The sequence below is a fragment of the Lentzea cavernae genome, assembly GCF_014653695.1.
Classification (GTDB): domain Bacteria; phylum Actinomycetota; class Actinomycetes; order Mycobacteriales; family Pseudonocardiaceae; genus Lentzea; species Lentzea cavernae.
On sequence record NZ_BNAR01000001.1, the window covers coordinates 318,669 to 345,209 of the forward strand.

A 26,541-nucleotide genomic window follows, 5' to 3' on the forward strand; every position below is an offset into this window, starting at 1 on the left:
GCCGAGCTTCAACAGACTGGTTACTTACCAGTGGTATGCCATACTGGCCGCCGACGGAGCGGAGGGGCATGGGCGAGGCGATCCTCAAACGCGAGCAGGTCCGCGACTACCTGCTGGAGCTCATCGAGACCCACCCGGCCGGCGCCCCGATCCCCGCTGAACGCGTGCTGTGCCAGCAACTCTCGGTCTCCCGGCCCACCGTCCGCTCGGCCGTGGAGGAACTGGTCAACACCGGCCTGCTGGTCCGCCAGCACGGCCGCGGCACGTTCGTGGCACGCGCCAAGATCACCCAGGAGATGGTGTCCGACACCGGTTCCATGTCCCTGCCCCAGGCCTCGGGCACGTGGTCGTCCCGCGTGCTCGAACACGCCCGCATCCCGGCCGGCGCACGGGTGGGCCGGCGCCTGCACGTCTCCCCCGCCGCCGACATCCACTACATCGCCCGCCTGCGCCTGGTCGACGGCGAGCCCATGGCGTTGGAGTACCTGCACGTCCCGGCTCTGGTCGCGCCCTCGCTGACGTTGCACGACATGGAGTCCGGCGACTTCTACGAACGGCTGCGCGAGCACGGCGTCCACGTCTCCGATGCCGTGCAGTCGATCGAGCCGACCGTGGTCAACGAGTCCGAGGCGTCGCTGCTCGGCGTGCCCGAACTGGCGCCCGCGCTGTTGTTCGAGCGCCTCACCACCGACGCGGAGGGGCGGCAGGTCGAGTACGTGCACTCGATCTACCGCGGGGACCGGTACAAGATCGTGTCGCGGCTGAAGCTCGGGGCCTCAACGCACAACACAGTCGACGTGCGGGCGCGGATCGGCGGCGACCCGTTCTGATCTTCGGGTAACGACGAACTCCCACGGTGCGACGTGAAGTCATGTGCATGGTACGAGAGTCGTTCAACTAGCTGCTGCCTTCTTGGCAACTGTCGCGTTCATCTCCGGACTGCTGAGCCTGTGGCGACCAACAGACATCCGCTCTTTGGAGGGAGAGGTGGTTGACCGATTTCAGCGCACCCAGGTCGACGCGAGAATCGAGCATGTGCGCTTTGTCATAACAGCAACAACTCTCACCCCAGGAGAACGTCGCCTCCAGGCATCTTTGATGCCACTGCCGGTTAAGCCTGAATCGCTTCCAAGGATCGTTGACAATACGGGAAGATCGGTATTTCAGGACGGTGTCATCAGATCCGAATTCGCCGATGCAAAGTTGGAGGTATTGGTAAGCAACTCTTCCTTCGGAACAACGACGGTTAATTTTCCGCTGGCTAGTGCCATCATCACTACTGGCTCAAGCGACGCCCGGAGGGTGACCGTTTCTATTCCGGTAGAAGCCAACCCGCCCCAGTTTCCCAATGATACTTACTCCTTAAACCTCACATTGGTTGTATCCCTACCTCCCGGCATGACTCTCCAATCAACTGCGCGCCCGGACGCATCGTTTTCGGCCAGCAGCCAGACCAGAAACCTTCCGGTTGGCTTCACCTTTGCTGTCGACGGCAGGCTCGGACAGTGGGCTGTTGACAAGGACTACACCGACCAGATCAAGAATCCCGTTAGCACCAGCACCACTCCGCTGCCAGGATTCAAGGTCCTTTTCAGTAGGCCACTGCCGTTCGCGGCGTTCGTGTACGCGGTGAGTCTGATGCCAGCGTTGATCGCTCTTAGCTTCTGGGTCCGCACCAGGCGCCGCGGCGCGGGCACGAGAGACACCTCAGCGGCCTTGGAACTCGCGTCTGCACTACTCGCGCTCATCGCGTTGCGGCAGGTATTCGTGCCAACGGATATCATTGCCCTGACACGCCTTGACTTCGTGCTGGGCGTGCAGCTTCTCGCCGTGTGCTGGCTGATGGCCGTGACCTACGTAGCCGAACCTCCACCTGCAATTCCCGAAAAGCTCGCTACGGGAAAGCCCCGGTTACCCCGCGTTCGCAGACGATTGACCGCGTCTGTTCCCAACGGCGCGACCCGCCGGATCAGGTGAAGCGCGCCGTCTGGCTGTCGATGAAGTTCTGCGCGCGCTCCAGGGTGTGCGAGCCGTAGGTCCCACCCGCCCGCGCATCCAGCAACGCGTTCTGCTGCGCGTCCATCATCATCCGTTGCAGCTCACGACCTTGGTGCATCTTGCTGTCGGGGTCGTGCTCGGTCAGCATCCTGTCGAAGGCCTCGCCCATGGCGGCGGAACGTTCGCGGGTCTTCTCCAGCAGCGCGGAGTCGAACGGCTTGCCGTTCTCGCGGCGGAGGTCCGGGTTCTCGAGCATGTCCTGGGTGGCGATGACCAGTTCGCCGGCCAGGCGGGCGTACTCGCGTCGCTCGTGCTCCTCGTCGTTGCCGCGGATGCCGAGCCAGCGGATCACCAGCGGCAGGGAGCCGCCCTGCACGACCAGGGTGAGGATCGCGACGCTGAAGGCGATCAGGATCAGCTCGTCGCGGTGCGCGAGGTCGGTCGGCAGGGTCTGGGCGGCGGCCAAGGTGACGACGCCGCGCATGCCCGACCAGGCGAGCACGGCGCCACCGCGCCAGCCCAGGCCCTCGCTGGCGTAGAAGGCGATGTCGGCCTGTTTGCGTTGCAGCGAGCGGACTCCGCGGTCGTAGCGCTTCTCGGAGCCGGGTTGCGGGCCTCGTGCGAGGAAGCGGTCCACAAAGGAGTCGAGTTTGCTCGTGAACGCGTCCGCGCGGCGTTGCTGGCGGCGCAGCATGGCGATGAGCGGGATCATGAACGCCACCCGCAGCACCACCAGGGCCGCAGTGGCCAGCGCGCCGATCAGCAGCGTCCGCGCCACGCCGTCGTCCGCGACGGCGCTGATGACCGCGGTGAGCTCGAAGCCCATCAGCAGGAAGACGCCGTTCTCCAGCAGCAGCTGGATCGTGCGCCAGTTGGTGCGTTCGGACATGCGGTCGTGCGCGCTGAACTTGCGCGCGCTCAGGTGCCCGGTGATCAGGCCGGCCACGACCACGGCGATCACACCGGACGCGTGCACCTCCTCGGCGGGGATGAACGCGAGGAACGGCACGACGTACGAGATCGCGGTCGTCAGCACCGGCTGGCCCTGGATCTTCGACCGCGCCCACACCGACACGATGCCGACGGCCGCGCCGATCGCCACGCCGACCGACACGGCGAAGGCGAAGTCGCCCAGCGCGCTGCCGAACGTGACGCTGGCCGAGATCGCGACGATCGCCGTGCGCAGCAGGACGAGCGCGGTCGCGTCGTTGACCAGGCCCTCGCCCTCCAGGATCGTGACCAGGCGGGGTGGCAGGCCGAGCTTCTTGCCGATCGAGGTGGCGGCGACGGCGTCCGGCGGGCTGATCACGGCGCCCAGCGCGAGGGCGGCGGCGAAGCCGATCTGGGGCAGCAGCCACCAGATCAGCAGGCCGGTTCCGAACGCCGACACGGCCACGAGCAGCACCGAGAGCGACCCGATGGTGGCGAAGTTCCGCCGGAAGTCGACCACCGGCACGTTGACCGCCGCCGAGTAGAGGATCGGCGGCAGCACGATCGTCAGGATCCACTCGGGCTCGACGAACAGGTGCGGTGCTCCCGGCAGCTGGCTGCAGGCCATGCCGACCAGCACGAGCAGCACAGGTGCCGCCACTCCCAGCTTCGGCGCGAAGTACGACACCACGACGATGATCAGCACGGCCGTGACGGCGAGCAAGGCCCATTCCTGCATGACGTGCAGTTTGTCTGATCGGAACGGACCTCGCCCGTGGAGCCACGCCGGTCAGGTCGCCGGCAGCACGTGGCGGCCGTCACGGTCGGTGCTCAGGCACAGCGAGCAGATCTCACCGCCCTGGGCGCTGGCCGTCATGTCCGGGCGCTCGTACGACTCCGCGCACACCACGCAGTCGTAGCGCGTCCCGCTCGGGTTGCCGTCCTCGTCGAGCATCGGCTCGGCGATGCCGTCGTCGGTGCGGCGCAGGTAGAACCGGCCCCGCGTCACCACCGCGAGCAACGGCGTCAGCACGATCGGGATGCCGACCGCGACCAGCGGCGAGTACGGCTGGACCGCCGCGCCGAAGAGTCCGAAGTAGACGGAGATGGACAGGATCGACGAGGCGAGGAACGATCCGACGCCCACCGGGTTGACCGCGAACAGCATGCCGCGGCGGAACTCCGGCTGCTTGGGCGACAGCTTCAGCAGGTACTTGTTGATCGCGATGTCCGCCGCGACCGTGACGACCCAGGCCATCGCGCAGTTCGAGTAGAAGCTCAGCAGGTTGTTGAGGAAGCTGAACATGTCCGCCTCCATCAGCACCAGCGCGATGGCGAGGTTGACGATCACGAACACCAGCCGCCCCGGGTAGTGCTTGGTCACGCGCGTGAACGAGTTCGTCCACGCCAGCGAGCCCGAGTAGGCGTTGGTGACGTTGATCTTCACCTGGCTCAGCACCACGAGCACCAGTGCCAGCGGCACCACCAGCCACGCCGGCATGAACTGCTTGAACACCCCGGTGAACTGCTCGATCGGCTCCACCGCCGCGACCTTGCCGACGGCGTCGAGCACGTAGATCGCCAGGAACGCGCCGATGGCCTGCTTCAAAGCACCGAACACCACCCAGCCCGGTCCGGCCATGACCACCGAAGTCCACCACGCCCGCCGGTTCGCCGCGGTGCGCGGCGGCATGAACCGCAGGTAGTCGATCTGCTCACCGATCTGCCCCATCAACGACAGGCACACGCCCGCGCCGAGCATCACCGCCGCGGTGTTCACCCCGGTGTCCCCGTACGCGAGCCAGCGGCTCACCGAGGACGGCTCCGCGATCACCAGGAAGAGCAGCGGTGCCACCATCAGCAGCAGCCACAACGGGTTCGTCCAGCTCTGCAGCTTCGCCAGCACCTTCATCCCGTAGATCACCAGCGGGATGATCACCAGGGTCGACGCGAGGTACCCCAGCCACAGCGGCATCCCCAGCGCGTACCGCAGGCCCTGCGCCATGATCGAGCCCTCGAGCGCGAAGAAGATGAACGTGAAGCTCGCGAAGATCACGCTGGTGATCACCGAGCCGTAGTAGCCGAACCCCGATCCGCGCGTGATCAGGTCGAGGTCGATGTTGTAGCGGGCGGCGTAGTAGGCCAGCGGGAAGCCGGTCACGAAGATGACGATCGCGGCGAACCCGATGGCCAGCAACGCGTTCCCGGTGCCGTGGGTGAGGGCGATGCCCGCACCGATCGAGAAGTCCGCCATGTAGGCGATGCCGCCCAGCGCGGACGCCCCGACGACAGCGGGGGTCCAGCGCCGGTACGTCCGCGGGGCGAACCGCAGCGTGTAGTCCTCGAGCGTCTCCTTGGACGCCGCGGGAGCCGGTGCGCGCTCCACAACCTCATCAAGGGTCATGGAGTCCGACGCTACGAAACCCGCGTTTCCTGCGATCGCACCGTTTGTGTCAGGACGATGACGCTGTGTTCACCTGTCGTGGATGATCTCGTGACCTCCGTGGAGCGGCGCAGGCCGGACACGACCCCGCGGGTCCTCTAGATCTTCCAGATGCGCACGGTCTTGTCGTCGCCCCCGGCCGCGATCCGCTTGCCGTCCGGTGAGAACGCCACCGTCTGGATCTGCCCGCCCGCACCGATCACCGTGGCGCGGACCTTCTTGGTCTTCACGTCCCACAACTGGACGAAGTTGCCCTGCCCCCAGGTCGCGACCGTCTTGCCGTCGGGGTGGAACAGCGCGCTCGAGAGGGTCAGGCCGTCGTCCGCGCGCGGGAACACCGCCTTGCTCTGACCGGACTCCACGTCCCAGAGCTGCATGCTGTTCTTGCCGTCGCCGTCGACGACCGCCAGGGTCTTGCCGTCGGGCGAGAACGAGCCGCCGTCGCCGGTCGAGTCGTTGATGGTCTTGACCGTCTTGCCGCTGGCGGGGTCGACGATCTTGATCTCCTGGTACTTGGTGCCCGCGTAGGCGAGCAGCTTGCCGTCCGGGCTGAACGAGAGCTCGCTGCTGCCCTGCGCCTCGGTCAGGCCGATCTTGACCTTGCGCGTCGCCACGTCCCAGACCAGCAGGCGGCCGGTGTGGGTGATGCCGACCAGCGTCTTGCCGTCCGGGTGGAAGCGCAGGGTCTTCATGATGGACCGGCTGTCGTCCAGGCCGCCGATCATCGAGCGGTCGGCGATGTTCCACAGGTACGTGGTGAAGTCGCCGGTGCGGTTGCCGCCCGCCGCGAGGACCTTGCCGTCCGGGCTGATGGCGACCGCGCACGCCGAGGCGCCGCCGGGGCCGTCGGGGTTCTGGACGGTGCCGATGAGCTTGTTCGTCGTGGTGTCCCAGATGCGGACGAGTGCTCCGCCGTCACCCAGGCCGTCCTCGGCGCTGGCGAGGATCTTGCCGTCCGGGCTCCACGCCACCGACGACACCGATTCCTTGTGGTCGACCAGCTGGACGTGCTCGGTGAACTCCTCCGGACGGCCCGGCTCGGCCACCGACGAGGTCGTCGACTGCTCGGAGCCGCCCTCCTTGTTCGAGCCCGCCTGCTTGTCGCCGGTGGACGGCAGTTCCGCCCCCTGACCGCTCGTGTCGTTCCTCGAGTTGAGCCACCACGCCGTTCCGCCGCCGATCGCCACGACGGCGCCGACGCCGGCCAGCAGCGCCGTGCGCCTGCGGACTCCTGGCTTGGCCACCACCGGCAGCACCACGGGCGCGCCGGCGAGCATCGCGAGGGCCTGGTCGACCGTGGCGCGGTCGGCGGGGTTCTTGCGCAGCAACGCACCCAGCAGCGACGCGAGGTGCCCGGCGCGCTGCGGGGGCGGCGGGTCCTGGGTGAGCAGCATCGACAGGGTCGTCATGAAGTCCTGGCCCTGGTACGGCGGCCTGCCCTCGACGGCGGCGTACAGGGTGGCGCCGAGCGACCACAGGTCCGTCGCCGGGGTGATCGGCGCGCCGGTGCCCTGCTCGGGCGCCATGTACGCGGGCGTGCCGACGATCGAGCCGTCCGTGGTCAGCGGGACGTCGCCGGTGAGCCTGGCGATGCCGAAGTCGGTGATCACGACCCGGTCGCCGGAGAGCAACACGTTGGCGGGCTTGAGATCGCGGTGCACGATCCCGGCCTGGTGCGCCACCCGCAACGCGCTCAGCATCGACGTGGCCACGTACGCGACCTGGTCCGGGGGCAGCGCGCCCTGGGCCTTGACCACGTCGGCCAGCGACCCGCCCCGCACGAACTCCATCACGATCATCGGGGTGCCGTTGTACTCGACCACGTCGTGCACGGTGACGATGCCGGGGTGGTTGAGCTGGCCCGCGAGCTGCGCCTCGCGCATGGCGCGCTGGCACAGCAACGCCCGCTGCTGCGCGTCGAGCCCGGCGGGCAGCAGCAGCTCCTTGATCGCCACCTCACGGCCGATGACCTCGTCGCGGCCGAGCCACACCCGGCCCATGCCGCCGGTGCCGATCACCTGAACGAGCCGGTAGCGCTGCGCCACCAGACTTCCCGTCGCATCTGTCACGGCGGGCAGCATAGAGGGGAGCGCGCTCTCACCCGCGGGTCTTCGGCAAGTTCGTTGACGAATTGGATTCGTTGGCACCAAAGCAACATCGTGCGCAATAAATAGGTCGACAATGGACCTGTCCCTAGTGGACCTTCGCGACCTCGATCCCGACGTCCCCGAACATCCGCAGCCTCCGCGTCCTGGTCGGCTCGACGGTGAACCCGGCCGCGGCGATGCCGTGCGCGACGTGCCCGTGGTGCGCGATGTCCGCGAGCACGAGCAGACCTCCCGGCTTCAGCACGCGACGCACCTCGGCGAGCATCTCCCCCTTCGACTCGCCGTCCAGGTGGTGCAGCATCAGGCTGGAGAAGACGCGGTCGAACGACGCGTCGGGGAACGCCAGCTCCTGCGCGAACCCCCGGTCCAGCCTCACCTTCAGCCCGGCTCGCCGCAGCTTGCGCTCGGCCCGCGCCAGCATCTTCAGGTCCGGGTCCACGCCGACGAGTTCGACGTCCCGGTGCCGCTTTCCCGTGGTGCGCAGCAGGTTGCCGGTCCCGCACCCGATGTCGAGCACGCGGTGCCCGGCGCCCGGACCGGCCACCTCGACCATCTGCCGGTGGACGGCGTGCAGCCCGGACACCCGGTGGAGCACGTCGTAGAACGGCATCAGGTAGTGCTTGCCCAGGCCGGGCAGGTAGTCACGCTCTTGGGACGATTTTTCGGTCATGCCTGGATTCTGACCGTTGTCACAGCATGATTTCTGCGTCGATCCACGGTTTGGGTGGGACGATTCGACGGTGCGAACCCAGCGAACGCCCCTGAAGGGCGACGAGCCCGCGAAGTACGCCTGGCGGCCCGCCCCCGGCGAGTTGTCCATCGCGGCCGTGCGGCTCGGGCACGGCACCGACGTCGACGGCGCGCACGAGGCGCACTCCCACGACTTCCCCGGCATCGCCTACTTCGAGGCGGCGGGCGGCGTGGTCCGCCACGGCGCGCAGGTCAGGGACGCCGAGGCGGGCGACCTGTTCGTCATCGCGCCCGGCGACGTGATGGGCAGGGCCCGCAACGACGACCTCCACGGCGCGAGGGGCTGGGGCGTCTTCTTCACCGCCGACGTGCTCGGGCGGGACACGCCGGGCGCGCATCTGGCGTGGCGCACCCACCCGCTGCTGTTCCCGTTCGTCCACGGCGGCGCGACCGGAGCGTTGCGGCTCAGCGTCCCCGAGGAGCACCGCCCCGAGTGGACCGCTCGCGTCCGGGCACTGGACGACGAGCTCCGGCACCGCCGCGACGGCTACCGCGAGGCTGTGTCGGCGCACCTCACGCTGCTGCTCGTCGGGGTGTCGAGACTGGCCGCGGACGTCGTCGGCGACCTGCGCGAAAACGCAGAACCGCTGCTGGCCGAGGTGTTCGACGTGATCGAGCGGCGGTATGCGGAACCGTTGTCGTTGCGCGAGGTGGCCGCCGCGGTCAGCATCTCCCCCGGCCACCTGACCTCGACGGTGCGCAGGCGGACCGGCCGCACGGTGCAGGAGTGGATCACCGAGCGCCGGATGGTCCAGGCCCGCCGCCTGCTCGCCGTGACGGACCTGCCGGTCGGCGACGTCGGACGCCAGGTGGGCATCACCGACGCCGGCTACTTCGCGCGGACATTCGGCAAGGTGCACGGCATGAGCCCGACCCGATGGCGGGCGTCCGGCCACCTGAACACCCGCTGAACTCCTGTCGACGGCCTGTGGCCCACCAGGCTTTTCGTCGTTTTCGTCCCTTCGGGCCGTGGCACTGTCGTGACCATGACCGGCGGCACGCCCACCTTGAGCAACGACCAGGACCTCGGCGCGAGGTTCCACGACCTGATGGAAGTCGTGGTGCGGTGGCTGCCGTTCGGCCTTTGCCGCGTCATCGCGCCGAGCCTGCTCGGGTTCGCCCTGATCAACGGCTTCACGTTCGGCGTCGACCTGCTGCTGCTCACGCTGTTCCGCAGCGGCCTCGGCCTGCCGGTGCCGCTCGCGTTCACGATCGCCTACGTGCTCGCGTTCGGCCTGAGCTTCGTGCTCAACCGCGCGCTGAACTTCCGCTCGCACGCGCCGGTCGGCCCGCAGGCCGGGCTCTACGCCGTGGCGATCCTGATCAACTACCTGGCCTTCATCCTCGGCGTGGGCAGCGCGCTGACCGAGATCGGCCTGCAGTACCACCTGTCCCGGATCGTCGCCGGCGCGTGCGAGGCCGCGTTCATGTACAGCGTCATGCGCTGGGTGATCTTCCGCGACGCCAGGCCCTGACCTACTGCAGGTACCCCTCGACCTCGCCGACCGAGCGCGCCGGGACGTCCTCGGCGTTCTCCCCCTGCGACCGCGCCGACCGGCGGCGCCGCAGCAGGTCCCAGCATTGGTCGAGGGCTTCCTCGAGCGACCGCAGCCGTGCGTGCTCCTCGTCGCTGGAGATCTCGCCGGACACGAGCTGCTGACGGAGCTTGTGCTCCTCGTCGACCAGCTCGTTGATGCGGCCCAGCACGTTCTCGTCGCTCATCTGCCCGACTCTACGACGAACCGCGATCAGGCGCGCCGCGCCGTTGCCCGCGGCCAACGCCCGGAACTCGTCGCTCGGGGTGATTCGTCCGGTTGGTCCAGTGAAATGGTTCAACCACTTGTTTACGCTTGTGAACAGGGCCGCCGACCCGTCACGCGACCACCTCCCCCCGCGGAAGTGGTCGCCACCTCCGCCTGCCAGGAGGCGTTTTGAAGACACGCACTCGGCTTGTCCTAGCGAGCCTCACCTCCACTGCCGCGGTGGTCGTCGCGTTCCTCGTCCCCACGACGCCCGCGATCGCCCACGGCACGATGTCCGATCCGGCCAGCCGGGTGTACACGTGCAAGAACGAGGGTCCGGAGACCCCGAAGTCCGACGCGTGCAAGGCGGCCGTGGCCGCCGGTGGCACGCAGGCCTACTACGACTGGAACGAGGTCTCGCTGCTCGAGGCCGGCGGGCGCCACCGCCAGCTCATCCCGGACGGCAAGCTGTGCAGCGCGGGCCGAGACAAGTACCGCGGTCTCGACCTGCAGCGCGCCGATTGGCCCGCCAAGCGCGTCTCGGCCGGGCCGCTGACGGTGACCTACCACGCGTCGGCACCGCACTCGAACAGCAACTTCGAGTTCTACATCACCAGGGACGGCTGGAACCCGACGCAGCCGCTGCGCTGGTCGGACCTCGTGCACCTGCAGACGTTCAACAACCAGAACCCGTCCACGTTCACGAACTGGACGCTGAACCTGCCCGGCCGTTCGGGCCGCCACATCGTCTACTCGATCTGGCAGCGCGTGGTCGGCAGCAACGAGGCGTTCTACACGTGCTCCGACGTCGACTTCGGCGGCGGCAGCACTCCGCCTCCGACCACGACGACCACCACGCCCCCGCCGACCACGACCACCACCACGACTCCCCCGCCCGCGGGCGGAACGTGGGCCGCGGGCACGGCGTACTCGGTCGGCAACCGCGTCACCTACGGCGGCGTGAACTACGAGTGCCAGCTCGCGCACACCGCGCTCGCCGGCTGGGAACCGCCGAACACGCCCGCCCTGTGGCGACGCCTCTGATGCGGTTCCTCTTGCTGGTGCTCGCCTTCATGGTGTCCGGCTGCGCGACCACGCAGCCGGACGCCGTGTTGCGCGGCGATCCGCTGGACGTGATGTTCCTGCAGATGATGCTCCCCCATCACCAGCAGGGAGTGGAGATGGTCGCCCTCGCGAAGGACCGCGCGCAGAACGAGGAACTGCGCGTGCTGGCGGTCGCGATCGAGAAGACCCAGGCGACCGAGGCCGAGACGATGCGGAACTGGCTGACGTCGTGGGGCGAGCCGCTGACGGCACCGCCGGACTCCCACTCGGGCCACGGCGGCATGCGCGAGTCCGATCCCAAAGAGGTCGAGCGCCTGTCCGCGCTGCGCGGAGCGGAGTTCGACGAGCGCCTGCTCAACGTCATGATCGCCCACCAGGACGACGCCGTGCAGATGGCGAGGTGGGAGACGGGCAGCGGCGCGAACCAGCAGGTGAAGGACCTCGCCGACCGGATCGACAAGTCCCGCACCGCGCAGATCGGGATGATGAAGACGTTCCTGGGCAGGACCTAGCGGGTACTCGATGGCCCCGAGCCACCGAGGAGGTCAGCCCATGGTCAGCCGCTCGCTCCTGCGGCAACTGCCCGTTCGCGCCGTCACAGGTGCGTTCGTGCTGCACTCCGGGCTCGGCAAGCGCAACGCCGACCAAGAGGCGGCCGAGCAGATGCACGGCTGGGCGTCGAGCACCTACCCGGTGCTGAGCGGGATGGACTCCCGCCGGTTCGCCAAGCTGCTCGCGGCGGGCGAGATCGCGACAGGGGCGGCGTTGCTGCTGCCCTTCGTGCCGGCGGTCGTCGCGGGCGCCGCGCTCACCGGCTTCGCCGGGGCGTTGCTCGGCCTCTACGCGAAGACGCCGGGCATGCGGAAGGAAGGCAGCATCTGGCCGACCGAGCAGGGCATCGGCCTCGCCAAGGACGTCTGGATGCTGGGCATCGGCCTGTCGCTCGTGGTCGACGGCGTCACCCGGAACGACTGAAGGAGGCGGACATGCAACCGATCCCGTTCATCCCGTGGGTGTGGCGCGACGCGTCCTGGACCGAGGAGCCGCGCCAGGACCTCGACGACCGCCCCGACACCGGCCTGATCGGCTACGACGTCGAGGCCACCGACGGGAGCATCGGCAAGATCGACGAGGACAACGCCGAGGTGCCCCACGACTGCCTGATGGTCGACACCGGGCCGTGGATCTTCGGCCGCAAGGTCGTGCTCCCGGTCGGCACCGTGCGCCACGTCGACCACGCCGAGCGCAAGGTCCACGTCGACCGCACCAAGGAACAGATCAAGAACGCGCCCGAGTACGACGCGGACGACCACGACGGCTATCGGCAGCGCACCGACGACTACTACGCCGACAGCTACAAGATGATGCCGCCGATGCTCTAGTGGCGAAATAGGCTGTCGCGCATGACTTCGGTGTTGCAGAACGTGGCGATCGACTGCGCGAACGCCTACGAACTGGCTCGGTTCTGGAGCGAGGTGACCGGTCGCCCGATGCACCCGGACGACGAGCCGGGCGACCGAGGTGCTGCTGGCCGAGGGACCGGTCCTGTTCTTCAACCAGGTGCCGGAACCCAAGACCGTCAAGAACCGGCTGCACCTCTGCCTGCGCCCGGACACCACTCGTGACGAAGAGGTCGAACGACTGCTCGGGCTGGGCGCGACCCTCGTCGGTGACCACCGCAACCCCGACGGCACCGGCTGGGCGATCCTGGCCGATCCCGAGGGCAACGAGTTCTGCGTGCTGCGCAGCGAGTCCGAGCGGAGCGCCTAAGCCGTCACCTCGGGAGGCGTCACCGCTTCCCGCACGGAGGGGCGCACGCCCAGGACGCTCATCAGTTCGAGCGCCTGCAACGGCCGCAGGACCGCCGCCGCGGTGGCGACGACCACGAGGGCGCTGCCCCGGCGCAGGCAGAGGTCCTGGTGGTCGAGCAGCAGGCCGATGCCCTGGGCGCCGAGGAACCGCACCGCGGTCAGATCGGCCACGACCGGCGCGGGCGGGGTGACCGACCTGACCGCTTCGCTGAGGCATTCGGCGAGGTCAGGAGCTGTGGAGTAGTCGATTTCGCCGGCGACGTGCACCAGGACGGCGGGGCCTGCGCTCTCGAAGGAGGCGCGGAAGGGGACTTGACCGTCGGTGAGCACGGGGCAACCTCCAGTGACGACGGTGTGATCGTCCGTCAGAAGGGCTGGCTGCTCAACCCGACACGACCGTAGCGCAGCAGGGGGTGCGCGTGCGGTAGGGCGGTCAACTGATGTCGGACGAAGTGCACGTTCCCTCGGATGGTTCACGCGAGGCGCGCGTAACATCGGTCGTTGTGACCGGTTTCTACCACGAGACCGCCTTCTACGGCTCTGACGACGACTTCCTCGCACACGCCGTGCCGTTCCTCGAGGACGGTCTGCGCGCTGGGGAGCCGTCGGTGGTGGCGTGCACGGAATCGAACTCCTCGCTGCTCCGCGCCGCTCTCGGCGACGCCGCCGTGATCTACCGGCCGGGGGCGGACCAGTACTCCCGGCCGTCCGACGCGATCTCCAGCTACCGCGACCTGTTCCGCGAGCACACGGCGGACGGCGCGCAGCAGATGCGCGTGGTCGGTGACGTCCCCCACCCCGGCATGGGCGCGCGCTGGGACTGGTGGGCCCGGTACGAGGCCGCGGTGAACCAGGCGTACGCCGAGTTCCCGGTGTGGGGCCTGTGCCCGTACGACACCAGGACGACCCCCGCCGAGGTTTTGGCCGACGTGGTGCGCACGCACCCGAACGTCGCCACCACCCCCGGCACGCACGAGGCCAACTCCGGCTACCGCGAAGGGCTGGCCGCGTCGTCACAGGTCCCGGACGTGCTCGAACAGGGCGCACCGGTGGTCGAACTGGTCGATCCGAGCGCCGGCGCGGTGCGCGAAGCCGTCGGAGCGGCGATCGGCGGGATGAGCCTGAGCGAGGACGACGCGCACGACGTCGTCTACGCGGCGAGCGAGGTCGTCACGAACGGCCTGACGCACGGCGTCGCGCCGGTCCGGTTCCGGCTGTGGGCGGACGGCTCGCGGGTGCTGGTGGCGGTGACCGATCGCGGCAACGGCCCGTCGGACCCGCTGGCGGGTCTGGTGCCGACCACCGAGACGCTGTCCGCCGGGCTCGGGTTGTGGATCCTGCACCGCACGTGCGACTACGTGTCCATGGGCCGTGAAGGAGACGGGTTCACCGTGCGGGTGAGCGTCGGCGGCCAGACGTAGGGCAGGTCGTCCGGCACGTCCGGGAAGAACCGGCGGTAGTGCGCGGGATCCTTGCGGACGAGCGACGACTGGTGGCTGAGGTGCAGGTCGTGGTCACCGAGCCAGCCGGGCAGCTCCCCCGCGGCGGCCAGTTCCTCCTGGGTCCGGACGACCGCGATGTCCCTTGCCTGGGCCAGGTCGAACCGCAGGGTCGCCTCGCACGTGTCGGTGAACCCCTGCGCACGCCACTCGGCGCAGACCTCCAGGCCGTACCGCACGAGCGCTTCCTCGTAGCCGGCCCACATCTTCACGGCCGGGTGGTGGCGCCAGCCGTAGCCGGGCACCACCAGCCCGCGTTGCACCTGGATGGTCTCGACCCGTTGCTTGCCGAGCCGGCTCCGGTCCAGCACACGGGCTGAGGCGGCGAAGTCCGGATACGGCAAGAAGGTCTGCATTGCTCAGAGCACGTACTTCGCTGCCTCGGCGGCCCGCTCCCGGTCGACGTGCACCTCGTAACGACGCGCCTGCAACGTCATGACGCTCGCGAAGTCACGGCGGCCGCGGGTGCTCCAGTGCGCCACGAACCCGAACACCGCGCCCCAGAACGCACCGACCGCGAGGCTGATGAATACGAACCACGCCCAGGTCTGGCCCGCGCTGAACAGACCGAACAGCAGGCCGATGAACACACCGAACCAGGCGCCGCTGGCCGCGCCCGCCACCGCGGCGCGGCCTCGCGTCATGCGGCCCGTCACCTGTTCGACCGTCCGGACACCGTCACCGATGATCCGCACGCTCTCCACGGGGAACCCGTCGTCCGACATCCGGTCCACGAGCCGCTGGGCGCCCAGGTAGTCCGGGAAGCTGGCCAGCAGCGACGATTCGGTCTGGGTCACGTCTTCGTGCTTGATGTCCACTTCGTCCGGCTACCCGTGCTCACGCAAAGTAAACGACCAGTCAGCTTCCGCGACCGGTCTTCTCCTGGAGACGGTCGATGAGCTGGGACGCCTCGACCTTGGTGAGCTCGGCGGGCACCTCCTCGCCGGCTTCCTGGGCGAGGGTGTTCAGGTACGACTCCTGCGGACCGGTCATGGGCTCGTCGCCCGTCGTCCAGTCCTGCGGGTCCTTCTCCGGTGTGCGGTTCACTTCCGTCCCCTTTCACTCGAACGCCCGTTCGAGATACCCGGCGTGACGGAGGGTCAATCATCGACCCAGGACGACGTCTCCCGGAGTGGAGGGTTCGGGCAGGACCATCGGGGGGTGCGCGCCCGACAGCAGGCGGTGGGCGACTGTCAGCAGCATCCGCGCTTCCATCCGTTCGCCGTAGCGAAGGTGCTCCCCCGCGGCCTCGACAGAACCCAGGACCTGCGCCGACACGGGCGCGCCCGCCTCCGCGCACGCGGCCAGCGCCTCTTCCAGAGCCCTGTGCCCCGCGTCTTCCCCGGCACCGGACAGCGCGGTGCGGACGGCGTTGTCGAGCTTCTGCAGCGCGATCGTGCGCAGGTGCTGCAACGCCATGTCGTCGAGTTCGGTGGCCACGGTCATCGCCCGCCTTCACAGCCGAGGTGCCAGCGCAGACTGCTTGACGCAATCGGGCCCGAGTACCCCTCCCGGACGCCGGCAAACTGACACTTCCCGCCCACGAAGAACGAGGCGCACCCCGTCGGGTACGCCTCGTTGGTCGGCTCGTCCGCGGACGCAGTGCGCCCGGACTTCACGACACCTGGCGGAGCTCGCGGTCGCAGGCGATCAGGTGCTCCCAGGTCCGGCCGCGCTGGCTCGGCGGCGCGGAGCCGTCGGCCGTGCAGATCGGGTAGACGAGGCCGAAGGGAACCGGCTGATCGAACTCATCTCCGGTGTGGACGTCGACCAGACGACGCACGTGTGCCATCACGACCACTCCTTCGCGTGAACCGCGGGACCAAGGGGTTTCGGACCATCGAATACCCCGCGACCTGCGAGAACATGCGCGTTGCCGTTGCGACATAAGAGTGAAGCCATCTGTCCTCAGTGGACTAACGCGCCGTGACGGTCAGCATGAAGGTCCCGTCGTGCGGCACGGTGAGGACGTGCATCCGGCGGCCCGGGTAGGTGATCGACGACGCCGGTCGCAGCCGCGGATCCAGCGAACGTCCCCAGTCGAACCGGACGACGGTCCTGCCGCGAGTGAGCGTCAGGCCGCGCGAGTCGAGCGCGACGGTGTCGGAATCCCTCACCACCAAGGGAATCTGCTCGGTGGCGGCGGACTGGGCCCGCACGGACCGCACGATCCGCTCCCCGACGGTCACCTCGGTCACCACGGACCCGGACGCCGTGCGGTAGCGGAACCGGTAGGGCTCGCCGCCGGGGAACTCCGCCTGCTGCGGACCGTTCGAGTCCACCACCTGGCCGGGGAACACGGTGCCCCAGCACGCGTGGTCGTTGTTGTTCACCGACTGCACGAGCGCACCCGCCGCGGGATGCCACAGGAACGTCAAACCGGTGCGCGCCAACGAGGTCGCCCTGCGCACGCCGAAGTACCCGCCCACGTACCACCAGGGACGCCGCACGAACAGGAAGTCCTGCCCCTGATCACTGCGCCGCTCGGTGAAGTGCGCGCGCTGGTACGGCAATCGCGCGATCGCCGCCGTCCGTTGGGCACGAGTCGGGTAGCGCTCGCCGTACATGGCGTGCGCGAGGATGCGCGGTGACGTGTCCGGCTTGACCAGCGCCGGCACCGGGTCCGGCGAGGACGCCCAGGCCCTGCGTACGGCGGCCAGGTCCTCACGACTGGACAGGAACGCGGCCAGGCCGGGCACCACGGGCACGAACTGGGCGTTGAGCGCGGTCCGTTCGGGGTCGGGCCGGACGTCGGCGTAGAACCTCGAGGACGTCCGCGAGTTCGTGGCGATGTTGGCGAACCACCCGGAGCCGTCCGGTTCGCGCAGCAGGTTGTAGCCGAGCCAGTCGGTGTACCTCCTCGTCATCACGACGAGATTCGGGTCGCCCGACTGCCGCCACGCGTCGGCGAGCTCCGGCAGCATGACCTCGAAGTTGTAGTTCGTGTCCGCACCGGACTCCTCGTAGAAGAACCCGGCGGGGCTCTGCCCGGTCCTGGCCAGTCGTGCGAACGCCTCGGTGAGCAGCCCGCCCAGCCGCGGGTCCGGGTCCTGCCTCAACGCGAGTGCCGCACCGGCGAGCCCGGAGGTCGTCTGGTTGGCCCACGTGAGCGGCGACTGCCAGACGACGTCGTTGGAGCCGTCGAGGAACCACGTCATCGCCCTGTGCAGTGACGCGGTGATCTGCGCCTGCCGCGACGGCAGGATCCCGGCGCGCCGGAGCAGTGCGTTCGTCTTGCTCAGGTAGCCCAGGGCGAACCCGGTCGCGGCCAGCGAGTGCTGGCCGCGCGAGTACTCGGGCCACGACCCGTTCGCGTGCTGCAGCCCCAGGTAGTGGCCAAGGCCTGCGTCCAGGGCGGCGATCACCTGGGCGTTGCCGCGGTAGGGGTTCCACGGGCGGGACTGCGTCGCGAACCAGGCCAGCGTGTGGACGTGTTCCTGGACTCGGGCGTTGTACGACGAGTTCGGGCTGCGCCACCAGCCGCCGCCGAAGAAGCCGCCCGCGTCCATGGCGGCGACCATCGGCGAGACCGCCGTCAGGTACGGCGCGAACCGTTGTTCGGCGGGGTCGAAGGCGCGGCGGTCGGGAGTGACGGGCGGGGGCGCCGGCAGGGCGAGCGCCTGCGCGGGCAGAGCGGCGAGCAGTCCGGCCGCGGTCGCACCGGTGATCAGGCTGCGACGGCTGAATGCGTTCACGGGCCTACCTCCTTGGCGGAGCACCCTCGCTCCCCCGGCTGCGGCCCGTCAAGGTGCTAATTCGAATTATTACAGGGTTGACGGCGATGCGGGTGCTGACGCAGACTCCCTGCCAATTCGAATTGGCAGGTGCTCATGGCCAAGAGGCTCACCCAGCAGGACATCGCCCGGATGGCAGGCGTCAGCCAGGCCACGGTGTCGCTGGTGCTCAACAACCGGACCGACGGCGGCGTCCGCATCGCGCCGGAGACCCGTGCGCGGGTGCTGGAGGTCATCCGCAGGACGGGCTACGTCGCGAACCCGATCGCGCGCCGGCTGCACGACCAGCGCAACCGCATCCTCGGCGTCTTCACCTACGAGGCCGTCTTCCCGAGCACCCGCGCCGACTTCTACCAGCCGTTCCTCGAGGGCATCGAGGAACAGGCGGAGGTGGCGGGCTGCGACCTGCTGCTGTTCACGAGCGCCAAGGCGACCGAGGGCAAGCGGCGGATCTTCAGCGACGACAGCAGGATCCGGCTGGCGGACGGGTGCGTGCTGCTCGGTCGTTCCATCGACCGCGACGACCTGGCCCAGCTCGTGAGCGAGGGCATCCCGTTCGTCTCGATCGGCCGCCGGGACGACGCGGGCGGTCCGGTGCCGCACGTCGGCGCCGACTACGTCTCCGCGGTGCGGAACCTGGTGGACCGCGCGGTCGCCCTCGGGCACCGCGAGTTCGTCTACGTGGGCGCCGGAACGGGCGCGGAGTCGTCGGCCGACAGGCTGCGGGGCTTCAAGCAAGCCGTTGCGGCGCACCGCGTCGCGGGCACGCACGTGCAGTTCGCCGGGCTCGACCAGGTGCTGGACGCCGGAATCACGGCCGTGCTCACCGAGGAGGTCTCGGACGGTGCGGCGCTCGTCCTCGCGGCCCGCGAACGCGGTCTGTCCGTCCCCGGCGACCTGTCCGTGATGACGCTCGGCGCGGCCACCCGGCCCGCGCCGGACGACGTGGCGCTCACCGGTTTCCGCATCCCCCGCCGCGAGATGGGGCGGCGGGCGGTGCAGGCGCTGACCGAGGTGCTCGAACACGGCACCACCCCTCGGGAGCTGCTCGCCTGCGAGTTCGTCGCGGGCACGACTCTCGGTTGATCTGGAGGAACCTGTTGTCGCACAACACTGACGTCGTCGTCGTAGGCGGCGGACTCGGCGGAGTCGCCGCAGCCCTCGCGTTGCTGCGCGCCGGACGCCGGGTCGTGCTCACCGAGGAGATCGAGTGGCTCGGCGGGCAGCTCACCAGCCAGGCCGTGCCGCCGGACGAGCACAGCTGGGTCGAGCGCTTCGGCGTCACCGCCTCGTACCGGGCGTTGCGGGACGGCATCCGCGAGTACTACCGCCGCCACTACCCGCTGACCCCGCGGGCGCGGGCGTGGCGCGAGCTCAACCCCGGCGCCGGCAACGTGAGCAGGCTCTGCCACGAGCCCCGCGTGGCCGTCGCCGTGATCGACGAGATGCTGGCGCCCTACCGCGGCAGCGGCAAGCTCACGGTCCTGCAGCCCGCACGGCCGATCGCCGCGCGGACCGACGGCGACCGGATCGTGTCGGTGACCGTCGAGCACCACGGTTGCGAGGTCGAACTGGCCGCGCCCTACGTCCTCGACGCGACCGAGACCGGCGAGCTGCTCCCGTTGTCCGGCACGGAGTACGTGACGGGCTTCGAGTCCACACTGGACACCGGTGAGCCGAGCGCGCCCGAGGTCGCGCAACCGGCGAACATGCAGGCGATGTCGGTGTGCTTCGCGATCGACCACGTCGACGGCGACCACACGATCGACAAGCCGGAGCGCTACGACTTCTGGCGGAACTACCAGCCCGAGTACTGGGGCGACCGGATGCTGTCGTTCCGCTCCCCCGACCCGCGCACGCTGAGCACCGCCGAACGCACGTTCACGCCGAACCCGGACGACGACCCGCTCAGCGTTCTGTCGGACCAGCGGCTCAGCGCGGGCGACAGCAACCTGTGGACGTTCCGCCGCATCGCCGCCCGCCGCAACTTCGTCGAGGGCGCCTACGACAGCGACATCTGCCTGGTCAACTGGCCGATGATCGACTACTTCGAGTCGCCGGTGATCGACGTCCCCGACGCCGACAAGCACGTCGCAGCGGCGCGGGAGCTGTCGAAGTCGGTCCTGTACTGGCTGCAGACCGAGGCACCGCGCTCCGACGGCGGCACGGGCTTCCCCGGCCTGCGGCTGCGGGGCGACGTCACCGGCAGCGCGGACGGCCTGGCCCAGGCGCCCTACATCCGCGAGTCGCGGCGGATGCGGACCGAGTACACGATCGTCGAGCAGGACCTCTCGCTCGCCGTGCGCGGCGACAAGGGCGCGGTGCAGCACGCCGACGCCGTGGGTGTGGGCATGTACCGCATCGACCTGCACCCCTCGACCGGTGGCGACAACTACCTCGACGTCGCGAGCTGCCCGTTCGAGATCCCGCTCGGCGCGCTCATCCCCCAGCGCGTCGAGAACCTCCTGCCCGCGGGCAAGAACATCGGCACCACCCACATCACCAACGGTTCCCACCGGCTGCACCCGGTCGAGTGGAACGTCGGCGAGGTCGCGGGCGCGCTCGCGGACTTCTGCCTGGCGCACCGAGTCACCCCTCGTGCGGTGCGCAACACCCCCGCCCTGCTCGCGGAGTTCCAGCACCGGCTGGACCGCGACGGGGTCGAGCTCCGCTGGCCGGACGTGTCCGGTTACTAGGCCCAGGGAGACAATGATGTCCAGGCTTCTGGCGCTCGTCGTCACAGCTCTACTCGCCCTCACGGCGTGCAGCGGTTCGTCGGCGCAGTCCGGACCGAAGTCGCTGCGCATGACGGTGTGGACCGCCAACGAGGCGCATCTCAAGCTGCTCAACGAGATCGCGTCGGAGTACAAGGCCTCGCACCCGGACGTCACCGAGATCAAGTTCGACTCGATCCCGGCCGACGGCTACACCACCACTCTCACCACGCAGATCGCCGGCGGCAACGCGCCCGACCTGGCGTGGGTCCTGGAGGAGTCGGCGCCCGACTTCGTTTCCTCCGGCGCGCTCGCCCCGATCAGGGCCAAGGTCGAGAAGGCCGACGAGCTGGTGCCGTCCGCGACCAAGCTGTGGGAGAAGGACGGCGAGCTGTACGCGTACCCGTTCTCCACCTCGCCGTTCGGGCTCTTCGTCAACACCGACCTGGTGAAGGAGCTGCCGGCGACGTGGGAGGAGGCGGTCGCGGCGTCGGCCGGCAAGAACCTCGTGCTGCCGGACTTCAAGTACCAGAACTGGGCCGTGCTGTCGGCGATCTGGCGCGGCTGGGGCGCGAACGCGTGGAGCGACGACGGCAAGCAGTGCGGGTTCGCGAGCACCGAGATGAAGGACGCCATGACGTTCGTCCACAAGGCGATCTTCACGGACAAGGCGATCCCCGGTCCCGGCACGACCGTGGACTTCTTCGCGGGCAACGCGGCCATGGCCGTCAGCCAGATCTCGCGGGCCGGTGCGTTGAAGGACGCCAAGTTCGGCTGGACGCTGGTGCCGCTGCCCAAGGGCCCGAAGGGCGACTACGCGGTGATCGGCCAGGCCGGCGTCGGCGTGCTGAAGCGCTCGAAGAACGCCGAGGCCGCCGCGGACTTCCTCGGCTTCTTCACCAACGCGGCCAACTCCGCGAAGCTCGCCCAGTTCTTCCCGCCCGTGCGCCAGTCGCTGCTCAACGCGGACACGCTGGCCAAGAGCAACCCGCTGATCAAGCCGGAGCAGCTGCAGTCGGTCGTGATCGACGGCATCAGCAAGGGCGTGGTGAAGCCGAGCCACCAGGGCCAGGAGGAGCTGAACCAGACCATCCGCGCCGCGCTCGACCCGTTGTGGAAGCCGGACGCGAACGTCTCGCAGGTGCTCGACGGCGTGTGCGCGAAGATCAAGCCGTTGCTGGAGCGCCAGTGACGTTCTGGACGTGTCGCAGGCGCGACAACCTGATCGGGTACCTGTTCGTCGCGCCTGCTCTGCTCGGCAGCCTCGCGTTCGTGCTCATCCCTCTCGCGATGGTGGGCTGGTACAGCCTCAACGAGTGGAACGTGCTCGGCGGCACGTTCGAGTTCATCGGCGGCGAGAACTACAAGCAGCTGCTGAACGACGAGAAGCTGCGCGACTCGCTCGTCGCCACGGCCTGGTTCGCCGCCGGTCTGGTGGTGCTGAACCTGTCGCTGGCGCTGCTGCTCGCGGTGCTGCTCAACCAGAAGCTGCGCGGCACCACGCTGTTCCGCACCTTGTTCTTCTCCCCCGTGCTGGTGTCGCTCGTGGCGTGGACGCTGGTCTGGCAGCTCATGCTGCAGCCGGAGGGCAGCGTGAACGGGTTGCTGGGCGTCTTCGGCGTCGACGGCCCGAACTGGCTGCGCGGGGACACGACCGCGATGGTGTCGGTGATCGTCGTGCAGGTGATCAAGAACGTCGGGCTGAACATGGTGCTGTTCCTCGCGGCGCTGCAAGGGGTCCCGGCTCCGCTGTACGAGGCCGCGAAGATCGACGGCGCGGGCGCGTGGAGACGGTTCCGGAGCATCACGATCCCGTTGATCAGCCCGACGATCCTGCTCACGTCGATCATCACGATCGTCGGCTCGTTGCAGGTGTTCGCGCAGATCGCGGTGCTCACCCAGGGCGGTCCGGGCACCTCCACGACAGTGTTGATCTATTACCTGTACCAGCAGGCGTTCCAGTTCCACCACTTCGGCTACGGCGCGACGATCTCGGTGCTGCTGTTCGTCATCGTCGCCGCACTGACGTTGCTGCAGTGGCAGATGCGCCGGAAGTGGGTGCTCCATGAGTCGTAAGGTCTGGCTCTACGGTCTGCTGTGCCTGCTGTGCGTTCCGTTCGTGTTCCCGACGTGGTGGATGGTCACCTCGTCGATGAAGCCGATCAGCGAGATCTTCTCGGAGTCGCTGCTGCCGCGCGAGTGGACGTTCTCCACGTACGAGACCGTGTTCAGGATGCAGCCGTTCGGGCAGCAGTACTGGAACAGCCTCTACATCGCGGTGGTCGTCACGGTCGGCACGATGGCCGTGGCGGCGCTGGCGGGCTACGCGTTCGCGCGCATCCGGTTCCCCGGCCAGAACGTGCTGTTCGTGGTGGTGCTGACCGGTCTGCTCATCCCGAGCGAGGTCACGATCGTCCCGTTGTTCCAGATGTTCCAGTCGCTCGGGATGACGAACACGCACTGGCCGCTGATCATCGTGCCGATCTTCGGGGCGCCGTGCGTGCTGGCGATCTTCATCATGCGCCAGTTCTTCATCGCGCTGCCGCCGGAGCTGGAGGAGGCCGCGCGGATGGACGGCCTCGGGCGTGCGGGCATCTTCTACCGGATCGCCCTGCCGCTGTCCCGGCCCGCGCTGGGCGCGGTCGCGATCTTCACGTTCCTGCACTCGTGGAACCTCTACCTGGAGCCGATCGTGTACCTGTCCACGCCGGACATGTTCACGCTGCCGCAGGCGTTGACGCAGTTCGTCGACATCTACGGCGGTCCGATGTGGAACGTCCAGCTGGCCGCCGCGACCATGACGGCCGTGCCGATCCTCATCGTGTTCGTGGTGGCGCAACGGCAGTTCATCGAGGGCCTCGCGCACACGGGCGTGAAGGGGTGATCGATCCCGAGATCGCGGCGGCGGCAGACCTCTCCCGGCCACCGCTGACCGCGGCCGGGATCGCGGCCAGGCGGGCCGCCGGCCGGGTCGTCACCGACGCCGAGCTCACGCGGGGCGGCGCGGTGACGTTCACCGAGGAGGACGCGGACGGCGTGCCCGTGCTCGTGCTGCGCCCGGCGGGCTCGTCTGGACCGCCCGTGCTGCACCTGCACGGTGGCGGGATGGTCGCCGGGACCCGGCGCTCCGACCTGCACGTGCTGGCCGAGTGGGTGTCGGAGCTCGGCGTCACCCTGGTGTCGCCCGAGTACCGGCTGGCGCCCGAACACCCGCACCCTGCTCCCGTGCGGGACTGCTACCGCGCGCTGACGTGGATGGAGCGCACCGGGTTCGGCCCTCCGGTCGTCGCGGGCACGTCGGCGGGCGGTGGACTGGCGGCGGCGGTAACGCTCATGGCCCGCGACCTCGGCGGGCCTGCGATCCGCGGCCAGCTGCTGATGTGCCCGATGCTCGACGACAGGTGCGAAACCCCGTCCAGCCACCAGTTCCTCGACGGCACCACCTGGGTGCGCGCGTCGAACCTCACCGGCTGGACGGCGTTGCTGGGGGACGCGCGCGGCGGGCCGGACGTGTCCCCGTACGCGGCTCCGGCGCGCGCCACCGACCTCTCCGGTCTGCCGCCGGCCTACGTCGACGTCGGCTCGGTGGACGTGTTCCGCGACGAGGCCGTCGAGTACGCCTCACGCGTCTGGCGCGCCGGTGGGGACGCCGAGCTGCACGTGTGGCCCGGCGGCTGCCACGGGTTCGACCAGCTGGTGCCGGAGGCGGTGTTGTCGCGACGCGCCCGGGCCACGCGGCTGGCGTGGCTCAGGCGGACGCTCTACTTGTAACGCGGATGCGTGGTGTGCCATTCGAAGCCGCCACCCATCCAGGCCTTGGTGCCCTTGAGGAACCGGTGCAGCTCCACCGAAGGCACGGCCAGCAACGCCCTGTGCCCCGCCTCGAAGTCGCGCACCAGCTGGTTGTGCAGCTCCACGGTCCGCGCGGTGGCCTCGGCGATCGAGCACTCCCTGTCCGCGGCGATCTGCAGCACCATGTTGCACACCGGTTTCTCGTCGGCGGCGTCCTTCTCCACCGACACCAGGTCGTTCACGATCACCGACGCCGTGCCCGCGGCCGTCAGCAGCTGCCGCACGCGCGGGTCGTAGTACAGCGGCGCGGGCAGTTCGTAGCCTCCAACGGCGTCGATGAGCGTCATCGACGTGTAGAAGGTGTCGTGCTGCCGTGTCGCGAGGTACTGCCACGCGGGCGGGTAGTTGCCCGTGTGCCGCCAGGCCGCGTAGGCGCCCCACGACACGAACATCGCGAACGTCGAGTAGCAGACGCGTTGCACGATGGTCGCCGTGCTGCGCGACGTGAGGTGCGCGATGCCGGAGCGGAGGCCGACGAGTACCGGGTCGGCGGCGAGCCTCTGCTCCAGCTCCACGGTGAACTCGGCGGCGGGCGCGACCGGGTCCATCGCGGCCATGGCCAGCGCGAGCCGCGGCGGGAGCTCCGCCGGGACCGCGCCCATCTCGGTGTCGTCCGCGTACAGGTCGTCGGCGGCCCACCAGGCCGCGTTGAGACGGGCCGCGATCAGCAGCTGGTCGACGTCGTCGGTGTCCACGTGCGTGAGCACCGCGAGCCGGCCGAACATGCCGCCCAGAAACCGTTCCGGCTCCTCGAAACCGCACTCCCCCGCCCACGCGACGAGGCGCTCGTCCACGGCGGCCGCCAGCAGCGGGTCCTCGCGTTCGAGCACCGGCACGTACAGCGGCGGTGCGGTGCCGTCGCCCCACGGGCGTTCGGCGTAGCCCAGGTCCGGAGGCGGTGTCACGGCCTCGGGCCGCCCGAGCCGGGCAGCAGAGGTGCCCAGCCCGGACGGCCCGGTGAGGAGGTCCTTCATCAGATGCGGTCCGCCACGATCAGCAGGTAGTGGAAGCTGCCCTCCTTGTAGGCGGTCAGGAACGGGTCCTCGACGCCGGTCGCGACCGACGACTGGGCGCGCAGCTCCCAGTACGGGATGGTGTCCGGCGTCAGGTCGACGACGCTGATCGGCACGAAACCGTTGTCCGCCAACGCCCTGAAGTACTCGCTGCGCGGGTGGATGTTGCAGATGTAGTGCTGGTCGATCTGGCTGACCGCGCGCGACCGCAGGCCCGTCAGGTCGTTGGAGCAACCGGTGATGCAGACGTACCGGCCGCCGGGGGCGATGAGTCGTGCGAACTCGCCGTACAGCTGCTGGAGGTCCACGTACATCGTGGTCTCGTTGGTCCAGATGCCGTTGAACGAGCCGGTCTCGAAGCCGGTGTCGAGCATGTTCTTGAAGTGGAACCGGACCTGGTCGGCGACGTCGCGTTCCACGGCCTGGCCGTTCGCGAACGCCACCTGCTCCTCGGAGATGCTGACCCCGTCGATGCGGGCGCCGAACCGGGCGTTGGCCATGAAGCTCGTGCCACCGCGGCCGGACCCGCCGTCCATCAGGTGGGCGCCGGGCGGGAGGTCTCCGAACGCGTCGAGGAGCACCTCGGCCTGCGCGGTCTCCAGCCGGTGCATCTCGGCGATCATCGCCTGGTCGCGCACCTCGGCGGGTGCCTCCAGCACCGCCGGGTCGTACTGGCCCAGCCCGTAGTGGTGGTGGTAGAGCCCGTCCACCTCTCCGAGCTTGATGTTGACCGGGTCCTTCTCCCTGTTCCAGTAGTCCGCCACGGAACGCTGGTAGTCGGTGCGCAGAACCGGCTTCACGGTGGGGCTCGCCATGACCTGGGTGGCTCCTGTTCGTTGGAACGCTCACTGCCGAACAGCAACTGACCTTTGCAGCTGATGG

The 26,541-nt window shown here is 69.1% G+C and carries 29 protein-coding genes and 1 pseudogene; 16 read left to right on the plus strand and 14 right to left on the minus strand.

Going from position 1 to position 26,541, the window contains the following annotated elements:
• The first annotated feature begins 68 nt into the window (after window positions 1–68).
• Together IE307_RS01570 and IE307_RS01575 are read left to right on the plus strand one after the other, a co-directional pair.
• Entirely contained in the window at window positions 69–830 is a 762-nt protein-coding gene (locus IE307_RS01570; RefSeq protein WP_191295625.1) for a GntR family transcriptional regulator, read from the plus strand.
• Between the two features lie 82 nt (window positions 831–912).
• Window positions 913–1,977 (plus strand): hypothetical protein, encoded by a 1,065-nt coding sequence (locus IE307_RS01575; RefSeq protein WP_191295626.1) that lies wholly within the window; start codon window positions 913–915, stop codon window positions 1,975–1,977.
• Here IE307_RS01575 and IE307_RS01580 read toward each other — a convergent pair.
• The 4 genes from IE307_RS01580 to IE307_RS01595 form a co-directional block, all read right to left on the minus strand.
• Entirely contained in the window at window positions 1,970–3,667 is a 1,698-nt protein-coding gene (locus IE307_RS01580) for a cation:proton antiporter (RefSeq protein ID WP_191295627.1), read from the minus strand. The two genes, IE307_RS01575 and IE307_RS01580, sit on opposite strands and share 8 nt — an antisense overlap.
• 51 nt (window positions 3,668–3,718) lie before the next feature.
• A complete protein-coding gene (locus tag IE307_RS01585) occupies window positions 3,719–5,332 on the minus strand; it encodes a purine-cytosine permease family protein (protein WP_191295628.1) in 1,614 nt (537 codons plus the stop codon).
• A gap of 137 nt (window positions 5,333–5,469) precedes the next feature.
• On the minus strand, window positions 5,470–7,440 hold the full coding sequence (locus IE307_RS01590) for a WD40 repeat domain-containing serine/threonine protein kinase (RefSeq protein ID WP_191295629.1): 1,971 nt from the start codon (window positions 7,438–7,440) through the stop codon (window positions 5,470–5,472).
• 124 nt (window positions 7,441–7,564) lie between these two features.
• Window positions 7,565–8,149 (minus strand): class I SAM-dependent methyltransferase, encoded by a 585-nt coding sequence (locus IE307_RS01595; protein WP_191295630.1) that lies wholly within the window; start codon window positions 8,147–8,149, stop codon window positions 7,565–7,567.
• Window positions 8,150–8,219: 70 nt separating this feature from the next.
• Between IE307_RS01595 and IE307_RS01600 the strand changes: the two genes are divergently transcribed.
• Entirely contained in the window at window positions 8,220–9,140 is a 921-nt protein-coding gene (locus IE307_RS01600) for a helix-turn-helix transcriptional regulator (protein ID WP_229904277.1), read from the plus strand.
• 75 nt (window positions 9,141–9,215) lie between these two features.
• A complete protein-coding gene (locus IE307_RS01605; RefSeq protein WP_229904278.1) occupies window positions 9,216–9,704 on the plus strand; it encodes a GtrA family protein in 489 nt (162 codons plus the stop codon).
• 1 nt (window position 9,705) lies between these two features.
• Here the strand turns inward: IE307_RS01605 and IE307_RS01610 are convergent, their stop codons facing one another.
• Window positions 9,706–9,951 carry a DUF2630 family protein gene (locus IE307_RS01610; RefSeq protein ID WP_191295631.1) on the minus strand — a complete coding sequence of 82 codons (246 nt, stop codon included), beginning with the start codon at window positions 9,949–9,951 and terminating at the stop codon, window positions 9,706–9,708.
• A gap of 209 nt (window positions 9,952–10,160) precedes the next feature.
• On the opposite strand from IE307_RS01610, the gene IE307_RS01615 reads away from it, so the two are divergent.
• From IE307_RS01615 to IE307_RS01635, 5 genes and pseudogenes are all read left to right on the plus strand, one after another.
• Entirely contained in the window at window positions 10,161–11,015 is an 855-nt protein-coding gene (locus IE307_RS01615; RefSeq protein ID WP_229904279.1) for a lytic polysaccharide monooxygenase auxiliary activity family 9 protein, read from the plus strand.
• Window positions 11,015–11,548, plus strand: a complete 534-nt coding sequence (locus IE307_RS01620; protein ID WP_229904280.1) for a DUF305 domain-containing protein — start codon at window positions 11,015–11,017, stop codon at window positions 11,546–11,548. The genes IE307_RS01615 and IE307_RS01620 overlap by 1 nt, the downstream gene beginning before the upstream one ends.
• Window positions 11,549–11,588: 40 nt before the next feature.
• Window positions 11,589–12,011 (plus strand): hypothetical protein, encoded by a 423-nt coding sequence (locus tag IE307_RS01625; RefSeq protein ID WP_191295632.1) that lies wholly within the window; start codon window positions 11,589–11,591, stop codon window positions 12,009–12,011.
• A gap of 11 nt (window positions 12,012–12,022) precedes the next feature.
• Entirely contained in the window at window positions 12,023–12,418 is a 396-nt protein-coding gene (locus IE307_RS01630) for a PRC-barrel domain containing protein (protein WP_191295633.1), read from the plus strand.
• 21 nt (window positions 12,419–12,439) lie between these two features.
• Window positions 12,440–12,806: pseudogene (locus IE307_RS01635) on the plus strand (VOC family protein).
• Here the strand turns inward: IE307_RS01635 and IE307_RS01640 are convergent.
• The gene (locus IE307_RS01640; RefSeq protein WP_191295634.1) at window positions 12,803–13,177 is read right to left on the minus strand and encodes an STAS domain-containing protein; all 375 of its coding nucleotides are present in this window, start codon (window positions 13,175–13,177) and stop codon (window positions 12,803–12,805) included. The pseudogene IE307_RS01635 and the gene IE307_RS01640 overlap by 4 nt on opposite strands.
• A 173-nt stretch (window positions 13,178–13,350) precedes the next feature.
• Between IE307_RS01640 and IE307_RS01645 the strand changes: the two genes are divergently transcribed.
• Window positions 13,351–14,268: an anti-sigma factor RsbA family regulatory protein gene (locus IE307_RS01645; protein ID WP_229904281.1), complete on the plus strand. Its 918-nt coding sequence runs from the start codon at window positions 13,351–13,353 to the stop codon at window positions 14,266–14,268.
• Here IE307_RS01645 and IE307_RS01650 read toward each other — a convergent pair.
• The 6 genes from IE307_RS01650 to IE307_RS01675 all read right to left on the minus strand — a co-directional run bounded on the left by IE307_RS01650 (window position 14,202) and on the right by IE307_RS01675 (window position 18,041).
• On the minus strand, window positions 14,202–14,702 hold the full coding sequence (locus IE307_RS01650) for an MSMEG_6728 family protein (RefSeq protein WP_191295636.1): 501 nt from the start codon (window positions 14,700–14,702) through the stop codon (window positions 14,202–14,204). The genes IE307_RS01645 and IE307_RS01650 overlap by 67 nt on opposite strands.
• A 3-nt stretch (window positions 14,703–14,705) precedes the next feature.
• Complete coding sequence (locus IE307_RS01655) at window positions 14,706–15,143, minus strand: general stress protein (RefSeq protein WP_229904282.1); 438 nt, start codon at window positions 15,141–15,143, stop codon at window positions 14,706–14,708.
• 61 nt (window positions 15,144–15,204) lie between these two features.
• Complete coding sequence (locus IE307_RS01660) at window positions 15,205–15,393, minus strand: DUF3072 domain-containing protein (protein WP_191295637.1); 189 nt, start codon at window positions 15,391–15,393, stop codon at window positions 15,205–15,207.
• A gap of 57 nt (window positions 15,394–15,450) precedes the next feature.
• A complete protein-coding gene (locus tag IE307_RS01665) occupies window positions 15,451–15,792 on the minus strand; it encodes a hypothetical protein (RefSeq protein WP_191295638.1) in 342 nt (113 codons plus the stop codon).
• Between the two features lie 169 nt (window positions 15,793–15,961).
• On the minus strand, window positions 15,962–16,138 hold the full coding sequence (locus tag IE307_RS01670; protein ID WP_191295639.1) for a hypothetical protein: 177 nt from the start codon (window positions 16,136–16,138) through the stop codon (window positions 15,962–15,964).
• Between the two features lie 124 nt (window positions 16,139–16,262).
• Window positions 16,263–18,041 (minus strand): hypothetical protein, encoded by a 1,779-nt coding sequence (locus tag IE307_RS01675; protein WP_191295640.1) that lies wholly within the window; start codon window positions 18,039–18,041, stop codon window positions 16,263–16,265.
• Between the two features lie 135 nt (window positions 18,042–18,176).
• Here IE307_RS01675 and IE307_RS01680 point away from each other — a divergent pair, with 135 nt between their 5' ends.
• From IE307_RS01680 to IE307_RS01705, 6 genes are read left to right on the plus strand one after another with little or no spacing between them, the layout of a single operon-like run.
• A complete protein-coding gene (locus IE307_RS01680; protein WP_191295641.1) occupies window positions 18,177–19,166 on the plus strand; it encodes a LacI family DNA-binding transcriptional regulator in 990 nt (329 codons plus the stop codon).
• Between the two features lie 14 nt (window positions 19,167–19,180).
• Window positions 19,181–20,776, plus strand: a complete 1,596-nt coding sequence (locus IE307_RS01685) for an FAD-dependent oxidoreductase (RefSeq protein WP_229904283.1) — start codon at window positions 19,181–19,183, stop codon at window positions 20,774–20,776.
• A gap of 16 nt (window positions 20,777–20,792) precedes the next feature.
• On the plus strand, window positions 20,793–21,986 hold the full coding sequence (locus tag IE307_RS01690) for an ABC transporter substrate-binding protein (RefSeq protein ID WP_229904284.1): 1,194 nt from the start codon (window positions 20,793–20,795) through the stop codon (window positions 21,984–21,986).
• Window positions 21,983–22,870 carry a carbohydrate ABC transporter permease gene (locus IE307_RS01695; RefSeq protein WP_229904285.1) on the plus strand — a complete coding sequence of 296 codons (888 nt, stop codon included), beginning with the start codon at window positions 21,983–21,985 and terminating at the stop codon, window positions 22,868–22,870. Before IE307_RS01690 ends, IE307_RS01695 begins: the two co-directional genes overlap by 4 nt.
• Entirely contained in the window at window positions 22,860–23,678 is an 819-nt protein-coding gene (locus tag IE307_RS01700) for a carbohydrate ABC transporter permease (protein WP_191295644.1), read from the plus strand. The genes IE307_RS01695 and IE307_RS01700 overlap by 11 nt, the downstream gene beginning before the upstream one ends.
• Window positions 23,675–24,565, plus strand: coding sequence for an alpha/beta hydrolase (locus tag IE307_RS01705; RefSeq protein ID WP_191295645.1), 891 nt, complete (start codon window positions 23,675–23,677; stop codon window positions 24,563–24,565). Before IE307_RS01700 ends, IE307_RS01705 begins: the two co-directional genes overlap by 4 nt.
• On the opposite strand, the gene IE307_RS01710 is transcribed toward IE307_RS01705, so the two are convergent.
• Entirely contained in the window at window positions 24,556–25,620 is a 1,065-nt protein-coding gene (locus tag IE307_RS01710) for a family 2 encapsulin nanocompartment cargo protein terpene cyclase (protein WP_191295646.1), read from the minus strand. The two genes, IE307_RS01705 and IE307_RS01710, sit on opposite strands and share 10 nt — an antisense overlap.
• Window positions 25,620–26,474 carry a geranyl diphosphate 2-C-methyltransferase gene (locus IE307_RS01715; RefSeq protein WP_191295647.1) on the minus strand — a complete coding sequence of 285 codons (855 nt, stop codon included), beginning with the start codon at window positions 26,472–26,474 and terminating at the stop codon, window positions 25,620–25,622. The genes IE307_RS01710 and IE307_RS01715 overlap by 1 nt, the downstream gene beginning before the upstream one ends.
• Window positions 26,475–26,541: the final 67 nt, after the last annotated feature.

Coding starts and splice junctions, on each gene's coding strand:
- IE307_RS01570 (WP_191295625.1), top strand. CDS start 69: ATGGGCGAGGCGATCCTCAAACGCGAGCAGGTCCGCGACTACCTGCTG.
- IE307_RS01580 (WP_191295627.1), bottom strand. CDS start 3,667: ATGCAGGAATGGGCCTTGCTCGCCGTCACGGCCGTGCTGATCATCGTC.
- IE307_RS01585 (WP_191295628.1), bottom strand. CDS start 5,332: ATGACCCTTGATGAGGTTGTGGAGCGCGCACCGGCTCCCGCGGCGTCC.
- IE307_RS01595 (WP_191295630.1), bottom strand. CDS start 8,149: ATGACCGAAAAATCGTCCCAAGAGCGTGACTACCTGCCCGGCCTGGGC.
- IE307_RS01605 (WP_229904278.1), top strand. CDS start 9,216: ATGACCGGCGGCACGCCCACCTTGAGCAACGACCAGGACCTCGGCGCG.
- IE307_RS01610 (WP_191295631.1), bottom strand. CDS start 9,951: ATGAGCGACGAGAACGTGCTGGGCCGCATCAACGAGCTGGTCGACGAG.
- IE307_RS01620 (WP_229904280.1), top strand. CDS start 11,015: ATGCGGTTCCTCTTGCTGGTGCTCGCCTTCATGGTGTCCGGCTGCGCG.
- IE307_RS01625 (WP_191295632.1), top strand. CDS start 11,589: ATGGTCAGCCGCTCGCTCCTGCGGCAACTGCCCGTTCGCGCCGTCACA.
- IE307_RS01630 (WP_191295633.1), top strand. CDS start 12,023: ATGCAACCGATCCCGTTCATCCCGTGGGTGTGGCGCGACGCGTCCTGG.
- IE307_RS01650 (WP_191295636.1), bottom strand. CDS start 14,702: ATGCAGACCTTCTTGCCGTATCCGGACTTCGCCGCCTCAGCCCGTGTG.
- IE307_RS01665 (WP_191295638.1), bottom strand. CDS start 15,792: ATGACCGTGGCCACCGAACTCGACGACATGGCGTTGCAGCACCTGCGC.
- IE307_RS01670 (WP_191295639.1), bottom strand. CDS start 16,138: ATGGCACACGTGCGTCGTCTGGTCGACGTCCACACCGGAGATGAGTTC.
- IE307_RS01680 (WP_191295641.1), top strand. CDS start 18,177: ATGGCCAAGAGGCTCACCCAGCAGGACATCGCCCGGATGGCAGGCGTC.
- IE307_RS01690 (WP_229904284.1), top strand. CDS start 20,793: ATGTCCAGGCTTCTGGCGCTCGTCGTCACAGCTCTACTCGCCCTCACG.
- IE307_RS01700 (WP_191295644.1), top strand. CDS start 22,860: ATGAGTCGTAAGGTCTGGCTCTACGGTCTGCTGTGCCTGCTGTGCGTT.
- IE307_RS01710 (WP_191295646.1), bottom strand. CDS start 25,620: ATGAAGGACCTCCTCACCGGGCCGTCCGGGCTGGGCACCTCTGCTGCC.
- IE307_RS01715 (WP_191295647.1), bottom strand. CDS start 26,474: ATGGCGAGCCCCACCGTGAAGCCGGTTCTGCGCACCGACTACCAGCGT.